This window comes from Vreelandella venusta (assembly GCF_044809155.1).
In the GTDB taxonomy this organism is placed as follows: domain Bacteria; phylum Pseudomonadota; class Gammaproteobacteria; order Pseudomonadales; family Halomonadaceae; genus Vreelandella; species Vreelandella venusta_B.
Window position 1 is genome coordinate 713,203 of sequence record NZ_CP085241.1, and the last position, 21,512, is coordinate 734,714.

Annotated in this window: 19 protein-coding genes, 1 pseudogene and 1 riboswitch; of the genes and pseudogenes, 8 read left to right on the forward strand and 12 right to left on the reverse strand. The window is 55.5% G+C overall.

What is annotated here, in order from left to right; genetic code table 11:
• Window positions 1-124: 124 nt before the first annotated feature.
• From LG301_RS03460 to LG301_RS03480, 5 genes are all read right to left on the reverse strand, one after another.
• Window positions 125-1,369, reverse strand: coding sequence for a phosphopentomutase (locus LG301_RS03460; protein ID WP_404473469.1), 1,245 nt, complete (start codon window positions 1,367-1,369; stop codon window positions 125-127).
• Entirely contained in the window at window positions 1,369-2,721 is a 1,353-nt protein-coding gene (gene deoA / locus LG301_RS03465) for a thymidine phosphorylase (RefSeq protein WP_404473471.1), read from the reverse strand. The genes LG301_RS03460 and deoA overlap by 1 nt, the downstream gene beginning before the upstream one ends.
• Window positions 2,722-3,528: a deoxyribose-phosphate aldolase gene (gene deoC / locus LG301_RS03470; protein WP_404473473.1), complete on the reverse strand. Its 807-nt coding sequence runs from the start codon at window positions 3,526-3,528 to the stop codon at window positions 2,722-2,724. It lies immediately after the preceding gene.
• A gap of 82 nt (window positions 3,529-3,610) precedes the next feature.
• Window positions 3,611-4,894, reverse strand: coding sequence for a NupC/NupG family nucleoside CNT transporter (locus LG301_RS03475; protein ID WP_404473475.1), 1,284 nt, complete (start codon window positions 4,892-4,894; stop codon window positions 3,611-3,613).
• Between the two features lie 33 nt (window positions 4,895-4,927).
• Window positions 4,928-5,773, reverse strand: coding sequence for an outer membrane protein OmpK (locus LG301_RS03480; protein ID WP_404473477.1), 846 nt, complete (start codon window positions 5,771-5,773; stop codon window positions 4,928-4,930).
• Window positions 5,774-6,052: 279 nt separating this feature from the next.
• Between LG301_RS03480 and LG301_RS03485 the strand changes: the two genes are divergently transcribed.
• Complete coding sequence (locus LG301_RS03485; RefSeq protein WP_404473479.1) at window positions 6,053-6,805, forward strand: DeoR family transcriptional regulator; 753 nt, start codon at window positions 6,053-6,055, stop codon at window positions 6,803-6,805.
• Window positions 6,806-7,076: 271 nt separating this feature from the next.
• Complete coding sequence (cyoE, locus tag LG301_RS03490; protein ID WP_263065872.1) at window positions 7,077-8,000, forward strand: heme o synthase; 924 nt, start codon at window positions 7,077-7,079, stop codon at window positions 7,998-8,000.
• A gap of 78 nt (window positions 8,001-8,078) precedes the next feature.
• Here cyoE and pta read toward each other — a convergent pair whose 3' ends face one another.
• Together pta and LG301_RS03500 are read right to left on the reverse strand one after the other, a co-directional pair.
• A complete protein-coding gene (gene pta / locus LG301_RS03495; protein ID WP_404473481.1) occupies window positions 8,079-10,262 on the reverse strand; it encodes a phosphate acetyltransferase in 2,184 nt (727 codons plus the stop codon).
• Window positions 10,259-11,443, reverse strand: coding sequence for an acetate/propionate family kinase (locus LG301_RS03500; RefSeq protein WP_404473483.1), 1,185 nt, complete (start codon window positions 11,441-11,443; stop codon window positions 10,259-10,261). Before LG301_RS03500 ends, pta begins: the two co-directional genes overlap by 4 nt.
• Before the next feature lie 153 nt (window positions 11,444-11,596).
• Here LG301_RS03500 and LG301_RS03505 point away from each other — a divergent pair, with 153 nt between their 5' ends.
• From LG301_RS03505 to LG301_RS03515, 3 genes are all read left to right on the forward strand, one after another.
• Entirely contained in the window at window positions 11,597-12,517 is a 921-nt protein-coding gene (locus tag LG301_RS03505) for an EamA family transporter (RefSeq protein ID WP_404473485.1), read from the forward strand.
• A 119-nt stretch (window positions 12,518-12,636) separates the two neighbouring features.
• A complete protein-coding gene (locus LG301_RS03510) occupies window positions 12,637-13,146 on the forward strand; it encodes a porin family protein (RefSeq protein WP_404473487.1) in 510 nt (169 codons plus the stop codon).
• A 207-nt stretch (window positions 13,147-13,353) separates the two neighbouring features.
• Complete coding sequence (locus tag LG301_RS03515; protein ID WP_404473489.1) at window positions 13,354-13,536, forward strand: CsbD family protein; 183 nt, start codon at window positions 13,354-13,356, stop codon at window positions 13,534-13,536.
• Between the two features lie 115 nt (window positions 13,537-13,651).
• On the opposite strand, the gene LG301_RS03520 is transcribed toward LG301_RS03515, so the two are convergent.
• Complete coding sequence (locus LG301_RS03520; RefSeq protein WP_404473491.1) at window positions 13,652-15,118, reverse strand: DASS family sodium-coupled anion symporter; 1,467 nt, start codon at window positions 15,116-15,118, stop codon at window positions 13,652-13,654.
• Window positions 15,119-15,301: 183 nt separating this feature from the next.
• On the opposite strand from LG301_RS03520, the gene LG301_RS03525 reads away from it, so the two are divergent.
• The gene (locus LG301_RS03525) at window positions 15,302-16,381 is read left to right on the forward strand and encodes an NAD(P)-dependent alcohol dehydrogenase (RefSeq protein ID WP_404473493.1); all 1,080 of its coding nucleotides are present in this window, start codon (window positions 15,302-15,304) and stop codon (window positions 16,379-16,381) included.
• Between the two features lie 16 nt (window positions 16,382-16,397).
• On the opposite strand, the gene thiC is transcribed toward LG301_RS03525, so the two are convergent.
• Together thiC and tenA are read right to left on the reverse strand one after the other, a co-directional pair.
• Window positions 16,398-18,314 carry a phosphomethylpyrimidine synthase ThiC gene (gene thiC, locus LG301_RS03530; protein WP_404473495.1) on the reverse strand — a complete coding sequence of 639 codons (1,917 nt, stop codon included), beginning with the start codon at window positions 18,312-18,314 and terminating at the stop codon, window positions 16,398-16,400.
• A gap of 95 nt (window positions 18,315-18,409) precedes the next feature.
• Window positions 18,410-19,078 carry a thiaminase II gene (tenA, locus tag LG301_RS03535; protein WP_404475158.1) on the reverse strand — a complete coding sequence of 223 codons (669 nt, stop codon included), beginning with the start codon at window positions 19,076-19,078 and terminating at the stop codon, window positions 18,410-18,412.
• Between the two features lie 83 nt (window positions 19,079-19,161).
• Window positions 19,162-19,321: riboswitch (TPP riboswitch) on the reverse strand.
• A 183-nt stretch (window positions 19,322-19,504) separates the two neighbouring features.
• On the opposite strand from tenA, the gene LG301_RS03540 reads away from it, so the two are divergent.
• Both LG301_RS03540 and LG301_RS03545 read left to right on the forward strand, forming a co-directional pair.
• Window positions 19,505-20,509, forward strand: coding sequence for a hypothetical protein (locus tag LG301_RS03540; RefSeq protein WP_404473497.1), 1,005 nt, complete (start codon window positions 19,505-19,507; stop codon window positions 20,507-20,509).
• Between the two features lie 34 nt (window positions 20,510-20,543).
• Window positions 20,544-20,924 (forward strand): Ltp family lipoprotein, encoded by a 381-nt coding sequence (locus LG301_RS03545; protein ID WP_404473499.1) that lies wholly within the window; start codon window positions 20,544-20,546, stop codon window positions 20,922-20,924.
• Window positions 20,925-20,992: 68 nt separating this feature from the next.
• On the opposite strand, the pseudogene LG301_RS03550 reads toward LG301_RS03545, so the two are convergent.
• Both LG301_RS03550 and LG301_RS03555 read right to left on the reverse strand, forming a co-directional pair.
• A pseudogene (locus tag LG301_RS03550) lies at window positions 20,993-21,246 on the reverse strand (Txe/YoeB family addiction module toxin).
• Window positions 21,243-21,494: a type II toxin-antitoxin system Phd/YefM family antitoxin gene (locus LG301_RS03555; RefSeq protein WP_404473501.1), complete on the reverse strand. Its 252-nt coding sequence runs from the start codon at window positions 21,492-21,494 to the stop codon at window positions 21,243-21,245. Before LG301_RS03555 ends, LG301_RS03550 begins: the two are co-directional and overlap by 4 nt.
• Window positions 21,495-21,512 lie beyond the last annotated feature (18 nt).

Sequence of the window (21,512 nt, forward strand, 5' to 3'; positions counted from 1 at the left end):
TGACCGCCATGGATGGCGGAAATGCCGGAATTGTTGGGAACACTTTCCGGCCCTGGCGAAAGACCCCCGCTACGGGTTGATTCTGGCTGTGCACATTAGCGTGCGAATAATGGGTGATCGGCCTTTACGCCGCGTTCGGTAAAAAGCTTTCGCCATCGGCCATGGCGTCTACGGCGAAGAACGCCGCTAGGGTTTGGCCAATGTCGGCGAAGGTGCCGCGCTCGCCCAGCGGGCCGGGGGCGAAACCGGCGCCGCGTACCATGATCGGCACGTACTCGCGGGTGTGCTCGGTGCCTTCCCAACTAGGGTCGCAGCCGTGATCGGCGGTGAGCAGCAGCAGGTCGTCGTCGTTAAGGGCAGCCAACAGCTCCGGCAGGCGGGCGTCAAAGTGCTCAAGGGCCGCAGCGTAGCCCGGCACGTCCCGGCGGTGGCCGTAGACCGAATCGAAATCCACGAAGTTGGTCATGATCATGGTCGGGCGGTCGCTGGTCTCGTTGGCGGTGCGCGCGACTTCCGCCAGGGTGGCGTCCATTAGCGCGTCGTGGCCGCTGGCTTTGACCTTGTGGGTAATGCCGCAGTGGGCGTAGATGTCGGCGATCTTGCCAATCGACACCACTTCACCACCGGCATTGGCGAGCTTTTGCAGCACGGTGGGGCTTGGCGGCTCAACGCTGTAGTCGCGACGGTTGCCGGTGCGGGCAAAGCTTTCGCGGTCGTCGCCGATAAACGGGCGGGCGATGACGCGGCCAATGTTGTAAGGCTCCAGCAGTTCGCGCACGGTTTCACACAGCGCGTAGAGGCGCTCTAGGCCAAAGTGCTCTTCGTGGGCCGCAATCTGGAACACGGAGTCCGCTGAGGTATACACAATCGGTTTGCCGGTGGCGATATGCTCTTCGCCCAGGCGGGCAATAATCTCGGTGCCCGAGGCGTGGCAGTTGCCGATCACGCCCGTTAAATCCGCTTCCTGAACGATGTCGTCGAGCAGCTCCAGGGGGAAACTGTTGGTTTTGTCGAGAAAGTAGCCCCAGTCAAAGCGCACCGGCACACCGGCAATTTCCCAGTGGCCGGAAGGGGTGTCTTTACCGCTGGAGATCTCTTTCGCGTGGGCGTAAGCGCCTTTCAACTGCTCGGGCAGGTTGACGCCTTCCGCCACGCTACCGGTGGCATCCCGGTGGGCGTGGAACAGGCCGAGTGCGGCCATATTGGGCAGCGTCAACGGGCCGGAACGCTCGGCGGTATCCGCCTCGCCACGGGCGCAGGCGGCGGCGATGTGGCCCAGGGTGTCGGCACCCTGGTCGCCAAAGGTCGCGGCGTCCGGCGCGCTACCGATTCCAAAAGAGTCGAGTACTAAAACAACGGCACGGCGCATTAGGCTTCTCCTCGGAAGGTCTCTTGCAGCAGTGTGTCGGCGGTGGCTTCACCATCACCGATGGTGACCGCCGCACGTAGCTGGGCGGCGGCGCGGGCGGCGGCCTCTTCGGTGCGGGCGTGAACGATGGCTAGCGGGCGCTGGCTATCCACGCGGTCGCCGATTTCGACGATATCGCTAAAGCCAACGCTGTGATCGACGCTGGCGTCGTTACGCAGGCGGCCGCCGCCCAGCTCTACCACGCTCATGCCCACGGCGCGGGTATCGAAGCGCTGCACGATGCCGTTCTGCTCGGGGTACACCGCTTGAATCACCGGGGCGGTGGCCAAGTAGCTGTCCGAGCGCTCCATAAAGTCGGCGGGGCCGCCCAGTTCGCGCACCATGCGGGCGAAGACTTCCGCCGCCGCGCCAGAGGTGAGCGCTTTATCCAGCTTGGTGAGGGCTTCTTGGCGGTTGGCCACCAGCTTGCCCGCAATCAGCATCTCAACGGCGAGTTCACGGGTGACCTGCATCACGCGGCTGTTGGCGCGCTCGCCGCGCAGCAGCGCCAGGGTTTCGACGATCTCTACCGCGTTACCGGCACACGGAGCCAGCGGCTGGCTCATATCGGTGAGCAGCGCAGTGGTGGGTGTGCCTGCTTGGGTGGCGACGTTGGCGATACTTTTCGCCAGCTCGCGGGATTTTTCCGGGGTGGGCATGAATGCGCCGCTGCCGACTTTAACGTCCATGACCAGGGCGTCCAGGCCAGAGGCCAGCTTTTTACCCAGGATGGAAGCGGTAATCAGCGGAATGGATTCCACGGTGGCGGTCACGTCACGCACGCCGTAGATGCGTTTATCCGCTGGGGCGAGGTTGCCGGTTTGGCCGATGATCGCCACGCCGGTGGATTTTACGACATCGCTGAAGCGCTCGGGCGCGGGGTAGGGGTCGTAGCCGGGAATCGATTCCAGCTTATCCAGCGTGCCGCCGGTGTGGCCCAGGCCACGGCCAGAAATCATCGGTACAAACGCGCCGCAGGCGGCGACCCACGGGCCGAGTACCAGCGATACCAAGTCACCTACGCCGCCGGTGGAGTGTTTGTCCACAATCGGGCCGGGCAGGTTGAGCGAATCCCACTGCATCACGTGGCCGGAGTCCCGCGTGGCGGTGGTCAGCGCCACGACTTCTTCGCGGCTCATGCCGTTTAAAAACACCGACATGGTGAAGGCGCCAATCTGTGCGTCGCTGATGCGGTCGTCGGCGATGCCCTGTACGAAGGCTTTGATCTCTTCAGCGGGCAGCGGCTGGCCGTCGCGCTTCAGGCGAATCAGTTCTTGGGGGAGCAGGGAGTGGTGAGAAGCGTTCGACGGCATTTAGTAGCCTCCATTCGTCACGGCATCAGCATTGCCGTTTAGCGTGTTCAACAGGTTAGCCAGCAGGCTGGATGCGCCGAACCGGAAGTGCTCGGGCGTGACCCACTGTGGGCCCATAATATTGGCGGCCAGCGTCAGATATTCCGCTGCCTCTTCTGCAGTGCGAACACCACCAGCTGCCTTAAAGCCGACATCCTTACCGCTGGCTTTGATGGCATTGAGCATAATTTCGGCGGCTTCCAGGGTGGCGTTCACCGGCACTTTGCCGGTGGAGGTTTTGATAAAGTCGGCGCCACCTTCAATGGCCAGCTCGCTAGCACGTTTGATAAGCGCAGGCGTTTTGAGTTCGCCGGATTCAATGATGACTTTTAAGCGTGCTTGACCGGCGCAGGCGGCTTTACACATTTCCACCAGCTCAAGGCCCGTCTCTTCGTCACCGGCCATCAGCGTGCGGTAGGGGAACACCACGTCGACTTCATGGGCACCGGAGGCGACGGCATCACGAGTTTCACGGGCAGCGCCCATGATGTCGTCGCCGCCGTGAGGAAAGTTGGTTACCGTAGCAATTTTAACGTGCTCGTTGAGCTTGTGAGCAGTGAGTGCCCGCTGCGCAGTGACGACAAACTGGGGGAAAACGCACACCGCTGCTGGGTTGCCAAAGGGGGTTTTCACCTGTTGGCAAAGCGCTTCAATCGTGCTGTCGGTATCGCTATCGTTCAGGCTGGTCAAATCCATGAGGGTGAGTGCTTGGCGGGCAGCCTGAGTAAGTTGAGCTTGGGTGAGCTGGGAAGGAGCAGTCGCAGTCATGGAAATCTCGCAAATTAGTAAAAGACAAAACGGGCACTGCATAAAATAGCAGCGCCCGTTGTATGGTGTCGTGCTTGCTGCATTAAGCGGTCATGCTGCTCAAGGCCAGGAAGAAACCGGCAATTGAAGCAGACATCAAGTTAGAGAGTGTGCCTGCCAGGACGGCCTTCACGCCAAAACGGGCAATCTCTTTGCGACGAGTCGGGGCAATGCTGCCTAAGCCGCCCAGCAAAATAGCGATCGATGAGAGGTTGGCAAAACCGCACAGGGCAAACGAGAGAATCGCCATGGTGTGAGGCGTCATCATCTGACCCGTGGCGGCGACGACCTGCTCCCCGTCGATATAGGGCGCCAAGTTGATAAAGGCCACAAACTCGTTGACCACCAGCTTCTGGCCGATAAACGAGCCTGCCAGGGTGGCTTCTTCCCAGGGTACGCCGAGCAGGAAGGCCAACGGAGCAAACACCCAGCCAAGGATCAACTCAAGACTTAACGCGTCAAAGCCAAACCAGCCGCCAACGCCGCCTAAAATCCCGTTAATCAAGGCGATAAGCGCGATGAACGCGAGCAGCATAGCACCGACGTTGGCGGCGAGCTTCATGCCTGATGTAGCGCCTGCTGCTGCCGCGTCGAGTACGTTAGCCGGTTTGTCGTCCTGCTCTTTCAGCTCTTCTTCCACTTTTGAAACGCTGTCGCTGTCGGTCGCATCCTGGGTTTCCGGCATAATCAGCTTGGCAAATAAGAGGCCACCCGGAGCCGCCATAAAGGAGGCTGCTACCAAGTACTCCATGGGAATGCCCAGCGCGGCATAGCCCGCCAGTACGGAACCGGCCACCGACGCTAAGCCGCCACACATCACTGCGAACAGCTGTGAAGGGGTCATGCGGGCAATAAACGGGCGTACCACCAGCGGAGCCTCGGTTTGGCCAACGAAGATGTTCGCCGTCGCCGAAAGCGATTCAGTGCGCGAGGTGCCCAGGGCTTTTTGCAGCGCGCCGCCTAAAATCCGAATAACCCACTGCATAATGCCGATGTAATAAAGGACCGCGATAAGCGACGAGAAAAAGATAATCACGGGCAACACTTTAATCGCGAACACAAAACCGACGTTCTCCACATCGGCTAAGCCGCCAAATAGAAAGCCGATCCCGTCATTGGCATAAACGAGCACTTGGCTAACGCCAGACGAGATAGCTTGCAGCACCGCTTGGCCGAAGGGAACGTACAGCACAAACGCACCGATGCTCGCTTGGATAGCAAACGCACCTAGCACGGTGCGCAGCCGAATCGATTTGCGGTCGTAAGAGAAGAGTATTGCGATGGTTACCAGCGTAACCATACCTACCAAGCTCATGATGAGGGTCATATGGGTACCTTCCGAGCGTATGAAGTGGGGTGATTACAGTAAGTTTAGCTTTACTGAGTAAATCATCGCGTTTTGATAAGCGTTCGGTGTACCCAGCTTATTGTCTGAGTAGCGATACTGCACGCCCGTGGTAATTAAGTCGGAAGGGTGCCACCACAGGCTAAGCGCGCCGTTAGTGCCCACACTGCCCGCTTTATCGCCCACGTAGTTCTGTTCCAGATACTCATCATCGCGGCCAAAGGTCTGCTCGTGCCAGTTGGTGACGCTGAAGTTCTGGTTCAGGGCGGTAAAGTCGTAGCCCGCAACCCAGCCGGCCATATAGCCATTCATGCCGGTGTAGCCGTCGCTCTGTACGCGCGCTGCACCAATAAACGGTTTGAACCATAGGCCGTTATCGAACGTCGTGCGGTAGCCAAGGCCGAGAATTTGATCCTGCTCGCGAGCGTTGAACCCGTAGTCGCGGAAGTCGTAAAGATGCGCGTAGATTGATAGTGGGCTGTCGCCCAAATAAATATGCGACGTCACTTTGCCGGCGGTGCGGAAATTGTCTTTACCACCGCTGGATTGGTCGAACTGATCGTTGGTGGGGTTCTCGAAATCGAAGAAGCCGTAGAATTCACCCCAGCTAAAGCCGACCCCGCCTTCGATTTCAACAAACGTGAAGTCGCTTTTGGCTGCGTTGTTAGCAGTGCGCGCTTCGGTGCCGTTTGACCAGTCCAGGTAGTTCACAGAGACGTTGGCAAACGACCAGAGACGATCAAGGGGTTGCGGCGTGGCATCGTCGGCAATGGCCGGCGTTGCCAGCGCAGCACTGGTCAGTAAGACGCCAGCGCCAAGCGTGACGAACGAAGAAGAACGAGCGTGAGTTAGAGCAGTCATGGAAGCCTCAACAGGGTTGTATCTCGGTGCCAGGGCGGTTGGCTTACCGACGTTATGAGTCGTGTGGGCTGGCGTTGATGTTAAAATTATAACATTGAGTGTTATTTTTTTAACGTTGATTTGCAAGTATTGTCACATCAACGCTGTTTAAATGTGATATGCACACCATGTGCGGGGGGAGTAGTGCATTGCAGTAGAAATAAGTGAGGGCCTAGCCCAGCATAGATAGCCCAGTAGAGCCTAACGGCAATAAAAATGAATCAAAAGGAGATGCCTGCCATGAATGACCGGAGCGCACAGCGCTTGGCGGTGCTACAAGAGGCGCTGGTCAGCGGGGGAACCCTGCATCTTCGTGAGGCTGCCGAGCTGTGTGGCGTTTCCGAAATGACCATTCGTCGCGACCTGACAACCCAGCCCTCGCCCATTAGCCTGTTAGGGGGGCGGCTAGTGATGGCGAGCTACCCGGGAGTAGCGCCGGTTTACGACCTTACCGAGCAGCAGGCGAGCCACTATCAGATTAAGCACCGTTTATGCCAGCGCGTTGCCAGCTTTATTGACGACGGCGATACGCTATTCATTGACTGTGGTTCAACGCTCATTCCATTGCTGAGTCAGCTAAGTCATTTCCGCGAACTCACCGTGGTGACGTATGCCCTTAACGTGGCTAACGCTGTCGCCGCACTGCCTAACGTGCGGTTAGTGCTCTTAGGCGGGCTGTTTTATGCTTCATCGCAGTCGTTTGGCAGCGACGGCATGAGGGCTGCCATCGAACGGCTGGGGATTAATAAGGCGCTTATTTCCGCGGCGGGGGTGGATTACGAGCGGGGAGTCAGCTGTTTTCATTTCCACGAAGTCGCTCCAAAACAAGCCGCCATTGCCACCGCGATGCAGAGAATTCTCGTGGTGGATGCGAGTAAATTTGGAATCGTGCGGCCTGCTTATTTCGCCGCGTTATCCGATTTCGACAGCGTGGTGACCGACGATGAGCGCGCCGCAACCCTTGAGGGAGTGGCAGTAAGTACCGTTATCTAGCCCTATTTTCGGTAGCGTTAAATTCTATATTGCCACTCTTCTGCTATGTTTAGTGCTAACCGTGATTTCATTTGCGGCCTTGATAAACGACAGGGCAGTGTCAGCTCCACGGGTGTGGTTGTCATCGCCAGCGTGCAGTGCGGTATGTGATGTCGGCATCCGCCACGCACGTAAAAGCATACGTATAAGAACAACAAAGCAGGCGCAAGCTAAGGCTTGATGTCTTCGTTTTAATACTGACGATTGTCGTCCTGGTGGTAAGGGCTCGCCTATGGAACATGCAGCATCGGTATCTCAACATGATGGTCGATTAAAAAGTCATCCCAGCCGCTGGCGCGATTTGCTGGCGCTCACCAAGCCTGGAATTATCGGTGGTAACTTGATTGCCACCGTAGGTGGGTATTTTCTAGCGGCCCAAGGGGCGTTTGATTGGGTCACGTTTACCTCGGTCATCGTGGGTATTGCCCTGATTATTGCCTCGGGCTGCGCGTGCAATAACGTTATCGACCGCGATATTGATGCGCTGATGGCACGCACGCGCCACCGCCCCTTGGCGAAAGGGCGCATCTCGATCACTCAGGCGCTGGGGATTTCGGCGCTGCTGGGGGTGGCGGGGGTAGTCTGTTTAGCGCTAGGAACCAACGGGTTAGCCGTTGCGCTGGCGGTGATTGGCTGGGGCGTTTATGTCGGGGTGTATAGCCTCTATATGAAGCGCCACTCTGAGTACGGCACCTTAGTGGGCAGCCTTTCTGGGGCCATGCCGCCAGTCGTTGGCTACTGTGCCGTCACCGGGCAGTTCGACAGCGGCGCACTCATGCTGCTGATTATTTTCTGCTTGTGGCAAATGCCTCACTCTTACGCCATTGCGATTTTCCGCTATGCGGATTATCAACGGGCATCCATTCCGGTACTGCCAGTGGTTCACGGTATTAAGCGGGCAAAGCACCATATTCTTGGCTACATTATTGCGTTTATTCCTGCCTCACTGGCCCTTGTGCTAGCAAGCCAGGCAGGTACCGGGTACCTCCTCGTTGCATTGGCAATGGGCGGTTACTGGCTTTACCTAGCGCTGTGTGGCTTTCGCTTAGAGGATGATGTGCGGTGGGCCAAAAAGATTTTTGGCGTCTCCATCCTCACCATTACCGCGATGAGCTTGGTGATGGTGCTTGAAGCCATGGTACCTATGTGGGTGTAAGTCTACTGCGTTAGCTAACCGGCGTATAACGAAAAGGCCCCGAATGTGATCGGGGCCTTTTTGGTTGGCAGCGATATGTTAGCTTTCCCGTTGGCTGGCCTGCATGGCGGTTAGGGCAATGGTGTAAACAATATCGTCCACCAAAGCACCGCGGGAAAGATCGTTTACCGGCTTGTTCAAACCCTGCAGCATCGGCCCAACGCTCACCACTCGGGCACTACGCTGTACCGCTTTGTAGGTGGTGTTGCCGGTGTTGAGGTCGGGGAAAACAAATACAGTGGCACGGCCTGCCACCGGGGAGTCCGGGGCTTTCTGCTTGCCAACGCTCTCAATGGCGGCGGCGTCGTACTGCAGCGGGCCGTCGATGGCAAGGTGCGGCGCCCGCTCTTTGGCAATGCGAGTGGCTTCACGCACTTTATCCACATCGGCGCCGGTGCCGGAGTCGCCGGTGGAGTAGCTGATCATCGCCACGCGTGGCTCGATGCCAAAGGCTTCAGCAGAACGCGCGCTCTGCAGGGCGATTTCGGCCAGGGTTTCGGCATCAGGGTCTGGGTTGACCGCACAGTCGCCGTACACCACTACCTGCTCCGGCAGCAGCATGAAGAAGATCGACGAGACCTGCTTATATTCAGGGGCGGTTTTGATCAACTGAAAGGCAGGGCGAACCGTATTGGCGGTGGTATGTACCGCGCCAGACACCAGCCCATCCACTTCATCAAGCTGCAGCATCATGGTGCCCAGCACCACGTTATCCTGCAGCTGGGCCTCTGCGGTAATGTCGTTGAGCTTGCCACGGCGGCGCTCTACCATCGGGCTGATATAGTTCGCCCGGCTGCTTTCTGGGTCGATAATCGTTAGCGCGTCGGGTAGCGTCAGGCCGCGATTGCGCGCAACGCCTTCAATATCGTCACGCCTGCCTAGTAATACACAGTCAGCAATGCCTCGACGTTGGCAGATGATGGCCGCTTCGATGGTGCGTGGTTCATCGCCTTCGGGCAGTACAATGCGCTTTTTAGCCTGCTGAGCGCGTTTAACCAACTGATGACGAAAAGCAGAAGGCGAGAGGCGGCGGGTATAGCCCCGGCTGAGCTTGGCTTTCAGCCACTCTAAATCCAGATGGGCGGCCACGTAGCGTGCTACCTGCTCGGCGCGTTCGAAATCGTCCATGGGGATTTCACGGCTGAGCTGGCTCAGATTTTGCGCGGTAGTGAGACTGTCGGTTTCAACCGCGAGTACCGGCAGGCCGGTTTTAAGCGCTGGGCGACACATTTCAATCATGTTGTCGTTAGGCATAAAACCGTTGGTAAGCAAAACGCCCGCTAGCTGGGTGCCGTTCATGGTCGCGAGGGCCGAGGCCAGCACCACATCATCACGGTCGCCTGAGGCTACGACCAAGCTGCCGGGTTTGAAAATATGCAGTGCATTGGCTGCGCTGCGGGCGCAGAGGCTGGTCGATAGAACACGCCGACTGGCTGCTTCGCCTTCATTGAGCATTTTTGCGTTTAAGGCCCGTGCTACATCTAACGTGCGCGGCGCACTTAGGGTTTTGCTGTAGGGCACGACACCAATTAGATGGAAACTGTCGGTGGCCAGCGCGGGCGAGTAGCGGCGCAGCTCGTTGAGCACCGGCTCTTCCAGCTGCGGTTTCATGGTGCCCGGCGCGGCAGAAAGGTCGTCTTCCTGGCCGTAGGGCAGGTTTTTCATGCGCATTAAAATGCCGCCCAAGGTGCGGCTAGAGCTGACCCCGCCAAAGCTGCGGGCGTGCATATCCAGCTCTTCGGCAAGCCGCTGGGGCTCGTTTAAATCGCCGGTGCCGACCAGTATGATCCGCGCGTTAAGCGCATCGGCTAGCTGCGCGTTGGTCTGGGTAGCGTAGGTCGTGTGCTGGGTGGGCACGACCCCCTCGACCACCACAAGATCCAGTGCGCTGCCATCCCGGTAAGCCTGCTGGGTAACTTGCTCGTAAAGCTCGACCACGTTTTCCATCAGCTCATCGGTATGGTCATCACGTAGCAAACGCTCCAGGCGTGCCTGGGAAATAGGCGACGGCGGGCGCTGATTCAGCGTGCGCGATACCAGCGCCGTGGAGCGATCAAGCCCAGGGCCGTTTAATTCGTTCTGCATAAACGGCTTTAAAAAACCGGCTTTTAGGCCAATGGTATCCAGCGCTTGAATTAAGCCCAAACAGGCCGAAGTCAGCCCAGCGCCTACGCTTGTGGGCACTAATAAGATCGCTTGGGGTTGGTCAGGCATACTGTTCATTCAGGGGTCTCCACGCGTTGGCGAGTTTCCATGGCGATACGGCCCTCTTCATCGGTGGGGATGACCCACACCTCCGGGCCGCGGTGGCCAGCGCTATCCAGCGTGCCCTCTTTGCCGCGAATGATGGCTTCGTTGGCCGCTTCATCCAGGCTGAAACCAAAGTGGGGCAGCAGAGCGAGCACGTTACGACGCACGATGGGCGAGTTTTCGCCAATGCCGCCGGTAAAGATCAGGCCGTCAAGGGTGGGCAGGGCGCAGGAGAGCGCCGCCAGCGATTTGGCAACCCGGTAGCAGAAGACATCCAGCGCTAGTTGGGCACCGCTATGCCCGGCCAATGCTTGGTCTTCAATTTCCCGCATGTCGTTGGTAAGGCCAGAAAGGCCTAACAGCCCGCTCTGTTTATTGAGCACGCTGTCGATATCCTCCAGCGACCAGCCCAGCTGGCGGTGCAGGTGCGCATGCAGGCTAGGGTCAACATCGCCGCTTCGGGTGCCCATCACCAAACCCTCCAGCGGGGTTAGGCCCATGCTGGTATCCAGGCTTTGGTTATGCCACACCGCGCTGGTGGAGCAGCCGTTGCCCAGGTGGGCGGTTAGCCAGCCGCCCGCGCCACGGCGACTCAGCTCGGCTGCGCGCTGACTAACGAAGGCGTGGCTGGTGCCGTGGAAACCGTAACGGCGAATGCTATGCTCAGTGTAGAGCGCTTCAGGCAGCGCATAACGGTAGGCGCGGGGCGGCAGCGTTTGATGAAACGCGGTATCAAACACCGCCACCTGGGGCAGCTCAGGGAATACTTTTTGCGTGGCAGCAATGCCGGCCAAGTTAGCCGGGTTGTGCAGTGGTGCCAGCGCTGATGTCGCGTTGATCGCGTCAATAACGCTGTCATCAATGAGCGCTGCTTGGGTAAAGTGTTCGCCCCCATGCACAATGCGATGCCCCACGGCGCCGGGAACGCGGCCTTCCAGACGCTTTAAAATAGCGTTTAGGGCTTCTTCATGGTCAGCATTGGGCAGCGATTGGGTAAAGCTCTCACCGGCGCTGTTTTTGCCTTTTATGCGTGCGTCTTCACTGCCTAAACGCTCCGCTAAACCGGCCAAGCGTGGCGCCTGTGGGTCGGAATCAATCAACGCGTATTTAATAGATGATGAGCCGCAGTTTATAACCAGCACCGGTGCGTTCATAACAACCTTTGTGAAGTAGTTAGCGTAAAGTGGGGGTAGACCTTAGTTTAACATGCTGCGCTGCAGGATATTAGCGCGGTATTTCGTTAGCCTTCTATGTAAAATGTCGGTTAGCTACTTTTCATCATACCTACCATGAGCCGCTTTGCTGCTATGTCTTCTATCACACCCCCCATGCTACTCCCCCGGCATCTCGCCATTTTGCTGATGATGACCGTTGCCACCATGTTTGCCGCTAACCATGTTTCGGCACGTTTGGCGTTTGATAATGGCACTGGCCTGCTGCTGGCCGTGCTTACGCGTTCGGGGGTGGCCTGCCTCATTCTGCTGGCGTTGGTCATCGCTCAAAAAAAGCGACTTTGGCTACCGCCGGGTACTTGGCCCTGGCAGTTAGGGGTGGGGTTATTAATCGCTATCCAAAGCGTCAGCCTCTATTCAGCGGTGGCGCGGCTGCCGGTGGTAATTGCGCTGCTGCTGGTGAATACCTTCCCGATTCAACTGGCGCTACTCAGCTGGGCGTTGGGGGGCAGGCGGCCTTCGCTGCGCAGCTGCATGATTATGGGCACTATTCTGATTGGCCTATTGGTGGTGCTGGATATTCCTAGTTGGATAGCAGACGCCGATGCCATGGGGCCAGGGTGGCTGGCGGGTATCGGTTTTGGGTTAAGCGCGGCCTTGGCGTTTGCCTGCGCGCTGTGGGTCACCGAGCACCGCTTGGCAGGGGTTGGCAGCACCTTACGCAGCCTGTTAACCATGCAAACGGTGTTTACGGCGATGGTCATCGGTGGGGTGCTGGGAGTTGTGCCCGGGGGAATGAGCCTGCCTGAAAACAGCACCGGGTGGATGGGGTTAACGTTTTTAGCGCTTCTATACGGTACGGCGTTCTCAGTGCTGTTTATTTTCGTACCCCGGCTGGATATGGCCCGCAACGCCCCGGTGATGAATTTCGAGCCGGTCGCCTCGCTATTAATCGGTTATCTCGTGCTTGGTCAAATGCTTAGCCCCAGCCAGTTAATGGGCGGCGCTGTAGTGGTAGGGGGAATTATCGTGCTCAGCCTTTCCCGTGGCCGTTAACCAGTGAGGAGGAAAAAAGGAAATTAGATGCAAGCTAAAGCGTCGAATTGCGTTCTTGGTAGGGTTGATCCAAACTTAAAAGCGTAAGGAAACACTGTTTTTTAACTGAGGCTTATCCTATGAAGATGACCATGTTATCGCTCACCTCCGCAGCGCTTTTGGTTGGTGCAGGTACGTTCGCGGCAACCGCCCAAGCCCAGCAATCTTTTCAATACCCTCAAGGCTATGTGGGCGGCGATGCTATGTTTTGGAGCCTAGACCCTGACCAAGGCTCCTCCCGAGACGATGTAGGTCTTCGCTTGCGCGGTGGTGCCCAATTTAATGATTACTTTGCACTTGAAGGACACCTAGGTAGCGGAGGTTCCGACGATGGGGCTGAACTCGATTATTTAGCCGGCGCCTATGCAAAAGGCATTATCCCGGTTGCCCCGGAAGTACGCTTGTATGGTCTAGCCGGTTTCAGTGAAGTGGAGATCAGCGATGATCGTGAAAGCGGTTTCTCCTATGGTGCTGGTGCTGAAATGGACATAACACCCAACCTTTCTGCTGGCGCCGATTACATGCGCTATTTAGATAAGTCGGCATATACCTTTGATGCGGCTAGCATCGGCCTTCGCTACCGTTTCTAAGCAAACGTGCAAGTTAGTTAGGTCTTACTCGTGTAATGAAAACCCCACGGCTTCAAAGCAGTGGGGTTTTTTGTGATTTTAAAAACCTACTTTTCAAAATATGAGCAAATTTTCAACAAAGGGCTACGCTGAGAAGTAGCCCGCGTTGAAGTAAGTACTTACTTGGCGTGCGGCTACTTTCCTACTAACGGATTAGAGGTGTGCGTCATGGCAAGTGGCAAAGACGATAAAGTAAAAGGGGGCGCTAACAAAGCCGCCGGTAAAGTAAAAGAAGCAGCGGGCAAAGCCACCGGTATCAGTAAAACCGAAGCCAAGGGTAAAGCTCAGCAGGTGAAGGGTGAACTGCAAAAAGGTCAAGGTGCAGCCAAAGACAAAATGAAAAAGAAATAACGTTCAACAGACGATTGTGCGGATATTAATACAGGGGCCAATGGCCCCTGTGCGCGTTGATGAGAAGGAGAAAAGCAATGGATTAAACAAGCACGCTTTCGCTGCAAGGTTAACGCTAATAATGGCCCAACACTTTCCACCATAAGCCGCCTACCACTACCCAAATAAACAGATTCACCACGCTCATAATAAAGCCTGCTTTCCACCACTCCCCTAGCGTTAAGTAACCCGAGCCAAAAATCACGGGTGATGTGCCCGTGGCGTAGTGGGTCAGGGTCATCATGATGGAAGAAGTGGCCGCCATGATTAACACAAAGGGCATAGGGGGCGCGCCAAGGCTTAAACCAACGGTCAGAAAAGCCGCCATCATGGCGGTGATATGCGCCGTGGTACTGGCAAAAAAGTAGTGAGTGTAAAGAAAGGTGAGAACCAGAAGGGCAGAGGCGCCTGCCCAGCCAATGCCCATCATGGTAATCCAGCTCTGCATGTTGGTGGAAAACCAGGTAATCAGCCCTGTTTCGTTAAGCTGGCTGGCCATCATAATGAGGGCGCCAAACCACAGCAGCGTATCCCAGGCATTTTTCTCTTTTAGTACGTCTTCCCAGGTTAATACCCCGGTGAGCAGCAGCAGGGAAAGGCCGATAAACGCCGTCGTCGTGGTATTAAGGGTGGCGGCGTCACCGAAAAAGATGGCCGGGATATCCGCCCAAAGTAGCAGCAGCACCAGAAAAACAAACAGCATGATGCCTTCGTTACGGCTTATTTTGCCTAGCTCGGCCAGCTTGTCCCGCGCCAGCTGTGTGGCATTCGGCGTTTCTTTAATTTCCGGTGGGTAAAGCAGGTACAGAATGTAGGGCATGGCCAGGATAGCGACCAACCCCGGCAGCAGCATGGCCACCGCCCAGGTTAGCCAGCTGAGCTGTATTTCCGCGCCGGTAGCGGAGGCGATCAGTTGCACGGTTAATGGATTAGGGGCGGTAGCCGTGATGAACATGGCCGACGTGATTGGGTTGCTGTGGTAATTCACCAGGGCGAGATATTTGCCGATTTTGCCAGAGGTGTTGTCCTCGGGGTGTGAATCAAAGCTGTGGGCGATCGAGCGCATAATAGGGTGGATGATACCGCCGCCACGGGCGGTATTACTGGGCGTGACCGGTGCAATTGAAAGCTCTGAAAACGCCAGGCCATAGCCAATTCCCAATGTTCGCTTACCGAAGATAGAGATGAAATAGTAGCCAATGCGCGCCCCTAGGCCTGTTTTAATCAGCCCACGGGAAATCATGATGGCGATAGCGATTAACCAAATAAGCGGATTAGCGTAACTGCTTAACGCCACACTGATAGCGGCGCCGGGTGTATCACCTGTCACGCCGCTGGCCGCCACAATTGAAATCGCAATGACCGAAATCGCCCCAATCGGCATGGCCTTGCCGATAATGGCAACAATCGTGCCTACAAAAATCGCCAGCATCAGCCACGCATTGGCGGTGAGGCCTTCAGGCAAGGGAATAATCAGCCAAATAAACAGTGATATAGCCACCGCAATGGCGGTCGACCAGGGTTTGAACGGCAGTGTCGACATGGGAGGTACCTATAGAGTGAAAATAGCGATTAGCAACGCACTCGATATAAATAAGATAGCGCGGTGAATGCTATTCAAGTCTATATATATCTACGGTGTCCCTTATTGCTCCATATCAATTGCCGTCCTTAGTCCGGTTGGCCGTTAGCAACGTGAAACAATTCACTAAATAGGAGCCGTCCCATGCCTACCATGATGAAAGCCGCTATTTTTATTGAGCCAGGCCGTATCGAGATTGACGACAAACCTATCCCCGACATCGGCCCCAACGATGCCTTAATGCGGGTGACCACCACAACAATTTGCGGCACCGATGTACACATCTTAAAAGGCGAATACCCGGTAGAGCGGGGCCTAACCATTGGCCACGAACCGGTCGGCGTGATCGAAAAACTCGGCGCCAACGTTAAAGGCTATCAGGAAGGCCAGCGGGTGATTGCCGGTGCGATCTGCCCCAGCTTTACCTCTTATGCCTGCCAGGATGGTTGCTCCTCACAAGATGGCGGCCACCACAGCCACGGCTATAAGCCGATGGGCGGCTGGCGCTTTGGCAACACCATTGATGGCGCCCAGGCGGAATATTTGCTGGTGCCCGATGCCCAGGCCAACCTCTCGCCGGTGCCCGATAGCCTAACCGACGAACAGGTTCTGATGTGCCCCGACATTATGTCCACCGGCTTTGCCGGTGCCGAAAAGGCAGGCATTAACATTGGCGACACCGTGGTGGTGTTTGCCCAAGGCCCCATTGGGCTATGCGCCACCGCAGGCGCACGGCTGCGGGGGGCAGGCATGATTATCGCGGTAGACGGTGTGGATGAGCGGCTAACCATCGCCAAGCAGATGGGCGCGGATATCACGCTGGATTTCCGCAAGGTTGATGTGGTGGAAGAAATTCTTAAGCTGACCGGCGGGCGCGGTGTGGATGTTGCTATTGAGGCACTCGGCCTGCAGCAAACCTTTGAGTCTGCCTTGCGGGTGCTAAAACCTGGCGGAACTTTATCCAGCCTTGGCGTTTATTCTGAAGACCTGACCATTCCGCTGGGCGCTTTCTGTGCAGGGCTGGGGGATCACAAGATCATTACTTCACTGTGCCCGGGCGGCAAAGAGCGCATGCGCAGACTGATGAGCATCATCGCCGCTGGGCGCTTGGATCTTGGCCCTATGGTGACCCACCGCTACGCGCTGGAGGATATCGTTGAAGCCTACGATCTGTTCTCCCACCAGCGCGATGGCGTACTAAAAGTGGCGCTAAGCACTGCCTAGCGCCGTAGGTGGCGGGCTACACCTCCTGGTATAGCTCGCTGCCTTCCTGGCGGAACTTCTCCGCCTGCTCCTGCATACCGCGTTTCACCGCTTCCGCATCGCTCTCGGCGGCATTTTCTGGCGTGCGATCTCGGTAGGTGTCGCGCACTTCCTGGCTGATCTTCATGGAGCAGAACTTCGGCCCGCACATCGAGCAGAAGTGCGCCACCTTGGCAGAATCCTTCGGCAGGGTTTCATCGTGGTATTCACGGGCGGTGTCTGGGTCTAGCCCCAGGTTGAACTGGTCTTCCCAGCGGAATTCAAAGCGCGCCTTGGAGAGCGCGTTATCACGGCGCTGAGCGGCTGGGTGGCCTTTGGCTAAATCCGCCGCGTGGGCGGCAATTTTGTAGGTGATGATGCCGGTTTTTACGTCGTCTTTATTCGGCAGGCCCAGGTGCTCTTTCGGCGTCACGTAGCAGAGCATCGCACAGCCAAACCAACCAATCATCGCCGCGCCAATGCCGGAGGTAATGTGGTCGTAACCGGGGGCGATATCGGTAGTGAGCGGGCCGAGGGTATAGAAAGGCGCTTCGTGGCAGGCTTCAAGCTGCTTATCCATGTTCTCTTTGATCAAGTGCATGGGCACATGGCCGGGGCCTTCGATCATCACTTGAACATCGTGCTTCCAGGCGATTTTTGTCAGCTCGCCCAGGGTTTCGAGTTCAGCGAACTGTGCTTCATCGTTGGCATCGGCAATCGAGCCGGGGCGCAGACCGTCACCCAGCGAAAACGCCACGTCGTACTGCTTGCAGATCTCGCAGATCTCTTCGAAGTGGGTGTACAGGAAGCTTTCCTGGTGATGGTACAAACACCACTTCGCCATAATCGAGCCGCCACGGCTAACAATGCCGGTGACGCGGTTGGCGGTCAGCGGCACATAGCGCAGCAGCACGCCGGCGTGAATGGTGAAGTAATCCACGCCCTGTTCGGCCTGCTCAATCAGCGTGTCGCGGAAGACCTCCCAGGTCAGGTCTTCGGCAACGCCATTCACTTTCTCAAGTGCCTGATAAATCGGCACCGTACCAATCGGCACCGGCGAGTTGCGGATGATCCACTCGCGGGTTTCATGGATGTTCTGGCCGGTTGATAAGTCCATGATGGTGTCTGAGCCCCAGCGGATACCCCAGGTCATCTTGTCGACTTCTTCTTCAATCGAAGACGTCACCGCTGAGTTACCCAGGTTGCCGTTAATCTTCACCAGGAAGTTACGGCCAATAATCATTGGCTCGGATTCAGGGTGGTTGATGTTATTGGGAATAATCGCCCGGCCACGGGCCACTTCATCGCGCACAAACTCCGGGGTGATCTCTTTGGGCAGGCCGGCACCAAAACTCTGGCCCGCATGCTGATGGCCCAGAATGCGCTCAACTTCCGCCGTGCCCAACGCTTGGCGGCGCTGGTTTTCGCGGATAGCAATAAACTCCATTTCCGGCGTAATAATGCCCTGGCGGGCGTAGTGCAGCTGGGTAACGTTCTTTCCTGGCTTTGCCCGGCGCGGGGTTCGGGTTAGGTCAAAACGCAGCTGGGCAAGGGTCGGGTCGTTGGCGCGGCGCTTACCGTACTCACTGGTGGGGCCGTCTAAAAACTCGGTGTCATCGCGCTCTTCAATCCAGGCGCGGCGAAGGGCAGGCAGGCCTTTGCGTAAATCGTTGTTGGCGTCTGGGTCGGTGTAAGGGCCGGAGGTGTCGTACACCAGCAGCGGCGGGTTCTGTTCATCGATGCTGCTGGTTTTGGTGGGCGAGAGGGTGATTTCCCGAAACGGCACGCGGATATCCGGCCGCGAGCCTTCCACGTACACCTTGCGCGAGGCGGGCAGCGGCTGAATAGCGGCCGCATCTACCTGGGCGGTTTCGGCTAAAAAGTGGCTGGTTTTACTCTTAACGGTCTTAGTCATTTCGGTGGTATTCCTTTGTTTTTGGTGTTTTTGGTGTTTTTGGTGTTTTTGGTGTTTTTGGTGTTTTTGGTGTTGTTGAGTGATGCGTGTGGGGCTTATTCGCTAAGTTCCAGGCCCATCTGCCAGAAGTCGATTTCCAGGCGCGTGGCATCGCGGAAAATCTTGCTTAATTCGGCAAAACGGGCGGGGGTGACGTCAGAAAGGCGGGCATCGAGCCACGCAAGCTCCGCCTGCATGGCCGCCTGAAACTCCTCACCTTCGTACATGGCAATCCAGGCATCAAACGGGTTTTGCGCGCCGCGCAGGGTGGTTGGCTGGGCGTTCAGCCAATTGGCGATTTCGCCGTAGCCCACGAGGCAGGGGGCCAGCGCCACGTGTAGATCGAGCAAATCACCCCGGTTGCCGGTATCCAGCACGTAGCGGGTGTAGGCCAGCGTTGCGCGAGCTTCGGGCAGCTCGGCAAGCTCTTCTTCGCTAATGCCCCATTCCTGGCAAAAGCCCACGTGCAGGCCCAGCTCCACGTCCACAATGGCTTTTAAACCTTCATGGGCTTGGCGCAAATCCGCCAGGGTGGGGCTTTTGTAAGCGGCCAGCGCGTAGGCGCGGGCGAAGTGAATTAAAAACAGGTAATCCTGCTTCAGGTAGTGGCGAAACGACGCTTCAGGCAGCGTGGCGTTGCCCAGCTGGCGCACAAAATCGTGCTCAATATAGGCGCGCCAGTCTTCCTGGCAAGCGGTGGTGAGATCAGTAAAGCGGTAGCCCATGATGCCTCCGGTAGTGGTGATCCGGAGGGCGGGCGGAGATCGAGGAGATGGCGTGGAAGGTGGCGTGCGATCGTGAAAGCTAGCCAAGGCCATCGCTTGATCCCTACGCCGGTACCCGCGCGCTCATCATAGGAGCAGCGCATTAGCCGGATCAGGTTCAGCGGGACCAGCGCTTTGGCAGTATCAAGCAGATACGCCCTGCGCCATCTCAGCCGGATTTCACCGGCACCCCGTCAAGCAGTTAGTTAGCGGAGTCTAGGCTGCGGATGGGGGAGATGCAAGGGATAGATGATAAATGCCGAATTAGGCTTTGTCTTAAGGTGGGGAGTCGGATAGAGTTGCATTTATTGATTCATGAGAAACTGGTTTTTACGAGTTCACAATATTATTTGAAATAGTCAATCCTCAAGACTTAAGGAACGTCAAGTGAGCGAAATAATTCAACATACTGATGATAATTCCTCTACGGTGCAAGTGGGGGATGGTCAAGGCTCCTCAGTTATACCTATGAAGGTATATCAAGATATTTATCACAAAATAACTGGTAGGACTGAACAGATAAAAAAAACCTACGATGAAGACATTTTAATTGGAATAGAAGAAATAGAGCAGTTGCATTATAAAATTACACAGCTGTGTGATGTTCATAATGTCATCGCGAGGAATGAAACTATATCCGTTTTTCATGAGCAAGATAGAAAAGAGCAATTTACTTCTTTTGAAAGATTTTTATCATATAATTCGAGTTCTTCAAACCCTACGGTTAATGTAGTAGTTAAGTATAATTTCTCAATAATTGTTGCTGGTTTAAAGAATCCTCAAGAATATATTGTGACAGTTAGACTAGCATCAAGAGTGGCTTTAATAAAAAAGCTTAAAGAAGATGCTCCTCCTTTTATTCCTGCCCATGTACTTGCAGCCATGGCTGGTGATGTCGCGGAGATAAAGGTTGATTATGCTGATTATGTTATAGCAAGAGGTTTTGTAGAGGCGTTCGATGAATGGATAAGAGGTTGTGAGACAAATTCAGAGCCCAAAGCAATAACATTTTTGAAAAAATATTCTTTTCTGTTTCCTCGACTTTTTGGCCCACTAGTCGCTGTATCTACTCTTTTTTTTACAATGGAATATATAGATGGTGTCGAAGCTTCAGTGATGGATGTTGCTTATGTGTTAAAAATGTTTAGTTTGTTTTTAGCTGGTTTGTATATTTTGATTACGTTTGCCGGGATCGCAGGTAAATTGATTGAAAACTCTATTGATAGATATATGCCAGCTTCATATATACAGTTAAATAGAGGAGATATGAAATTAATAAGCAATTTTAATGCCAATAAGAAAGGAAGGATGTTCGAGTTTTTTTCTGGAGCTTTGCTAACGGTTATCTTAGGTATAGCTTCGAGTAAGTTGGCTAGCTTGATCGTTATTTGAAATTAATTTTGGATAAGAATTTTGAGGGATTACAATGAGTTTTTTTAAATTAGCGATCATTGTCGTGTTGTTTGTTGCCACGCCTACATGGGCGGAAAGCCTTACGGGGCCTCAGAGTAATGCCGTGAGATCTGCGAATTTGTATCTCAGCATGCAGGGTTTCTCCCGGAGCGGACTTATTCAGCAGCTCTCGTCAGACTTTGGCGATGGTTATGAGATTGCCGATGCTACCGTAGCAGTGGATAGTCTTGATATTGATTGGAACAAACAAGCGGCGAAATCTGCGCAACAGTACCTCAATATAATGGGCTTCTCTTGCCAAGGTCTTATTGCGCAACTTTCATCCAGTGTTGGCGATGGGTACACGGAGAGCCAAGCCACCTACGGGGCACGACAAGCGGGTGCTTGCGAATAACTAGCAGTAAGTCCTGGCAAAGTTTTCAAGAATTGTTGTGCTTACGTGCAGCTAAACATAGTGTTAAATCAGTAGTGATACCGAAGCTGAGCAATAAGCAAAGCGTCGTCCGTGACCTTGTAGACGATGCGGTGTTCTTCGTTGATTCGCCGAGACCAATAACCCGCGAGGCTGTGCTTGAGGGGTTCTGGTTTGCCGACCCCTTCAAATGGCTCTCGCTTGGTCTCTTTGATTAGCTTGTTGATTCGGTGCAGAGCCTTTTGTCGGTTTTCTGCTCTTGCAGATAATCTACACAGGCGTTTGCGGAGAGTATGAACTTCACTCAAGACGTGTCTTTTCTCGACCACCGCCCTGTTCCAGCTCGACAACGGATTCCAGCAAGCGCCGTGCGTTTTTTGGTACGCGTAGAAGGTAAGCGGTTTCTTGCAGTGCCTCGTAGTCTTCCAGAGAGATCATGGCCACGGATGGAGATTTATTCCGGGTAATGATCACTGGGGAGTGGTCTTCACAGACCTGCTCCATGATTTTTGCTAGTTGGGTTCTAGCGGCGGTGTAGCTGATGGCATCCATAAGAGTGCTCCTGAGCGG

Excerpts from the sequence above, each read along its gene's own strand:
- LG301_RS03460 (WP_404473469.1), bottom strand. The coding sequence starts at position 1,369 with ATGCGCCGTGCCGTTGTTTTAGTACTCGACTCTTTTGGAATCGGTAGC.
- deoA (WP_404473471.1), bottom strand. The coding sequence starts at position 2,721 with ATGCCGTCGAACGCTTCTCACCACTCCCTGCTCCCCCAAGAACTGATT.
- deoC (WP_404473473.1), bottom strand. The coding sequence starts at position 3,528 with ATGACTGCGACTGCTCCTTCCCAGCTCACCCAAGCTCAACTTACTCAG.
- LG301_RS03475 (WP_404473475.1), bottom strand. The coding sequence starts at position 4,894 with ATGACCCTCATCATGAGCTTGGTAGGTATGGTTACGCTGGTAACCATC.
- LG301_RS03480 (WP_404473477.1), bottom strand. The coding sequence starts at position 5,773 with ATGACTGCTCTAACTCACGCTCGTTCTTCTTCGTTCGTCACGCTTGGC.
- LG301_RS03485 (WP_404473479.1), top strand. The coding sequence starts at position 6,053 with ATGAATGACCGGAGCGCACAGCGCTTGGCGGTGCTACAAGAGGCGCTG.
- cyoE (WP_263065872.1), top strand. The coding sequence starts at position 7,077 with ATGGAACATGCAGCATCGGTATCTCAACATGATGGTCGATTAAAAAGT.
- pta (WP_404473481.1), bottom strand. The coding sequence starts at position 10,262 with ATGAACAGTATGCCTGACCAACCCCAAGCGATCTTATTAGTGCCCACA.
- LG301_RS03500 (WP_404473483.1), bottom strand. The coding sequence starts at position 11,443 with ATGAACGCACCGGTGCTGGTTATAAACTGCGGCTCATCATCTATTAAA.
- LG301_RS03505 (WP_404473485.1), top strand. The coding sequence starts at position 11,597 with ATGTCTTCTATCACACCCCCCATGCTACTCCCCCGGCATCTCGCCATT.
- LG301_RS03510 (WP_404473487.1), top strand. The coding sequence starts at position 12,637 with ATGAAGATGACCATGTTATCGCTCACCTCCGCAGCGCTTTTGGTTGGT.
- LG301_RS03515 (WP_404473489.1), top strand. The coding sequence starts at position 13,354 with ATGGCAAGTGGCAAAGACGATAAAGTAAAAGGGGGCGCTAACAAAGCC.
- LG301_RS03520 (WP_404473491.1), bottom strand. The coding sequence starts at position 15,118 with ATGTCGACACTGCCGTTCAAACCCTGGTCGACCGCCATTGCGGTGGCT.
- LG301_RS03525 (WP_404473493.1), top strand. The coding sequence starts at position 15,302 with ATGCCTACCATGATGAAAGCCGCTATTTTTATTGAGCCAGGCCGTATC.
- thiC (WP_404473495.1), bottom strand. The coding sequence starts at position 18,314 with ATGACTAAGACCGTTAAGAGTAAAACCAGCCACTTTTTAGCCGAAACC.
- tenA (WP_404475158.1), bottom strand. The coding sequence starts at position 19,078 with ATGGGCTACCGCTTTACTGATCTCACCACCGCTTGCCAGGAAGACTGG.
- LG301_RS03545 (WP_404473499.1), top strand. The coding sequence starts at position 20,544 with ATGAGTTTTTTTAAATTAGCGATCATTGTCGTGTTGTTTGTTGCCACG.
- LG301_RS03555 (WP_404473501.1), bottom strand. The coding sequence starts at position 21,494 with ATGGATGCCATCAGCTACACCGCCGCTAGAACCCAACTAGCAAAAATC.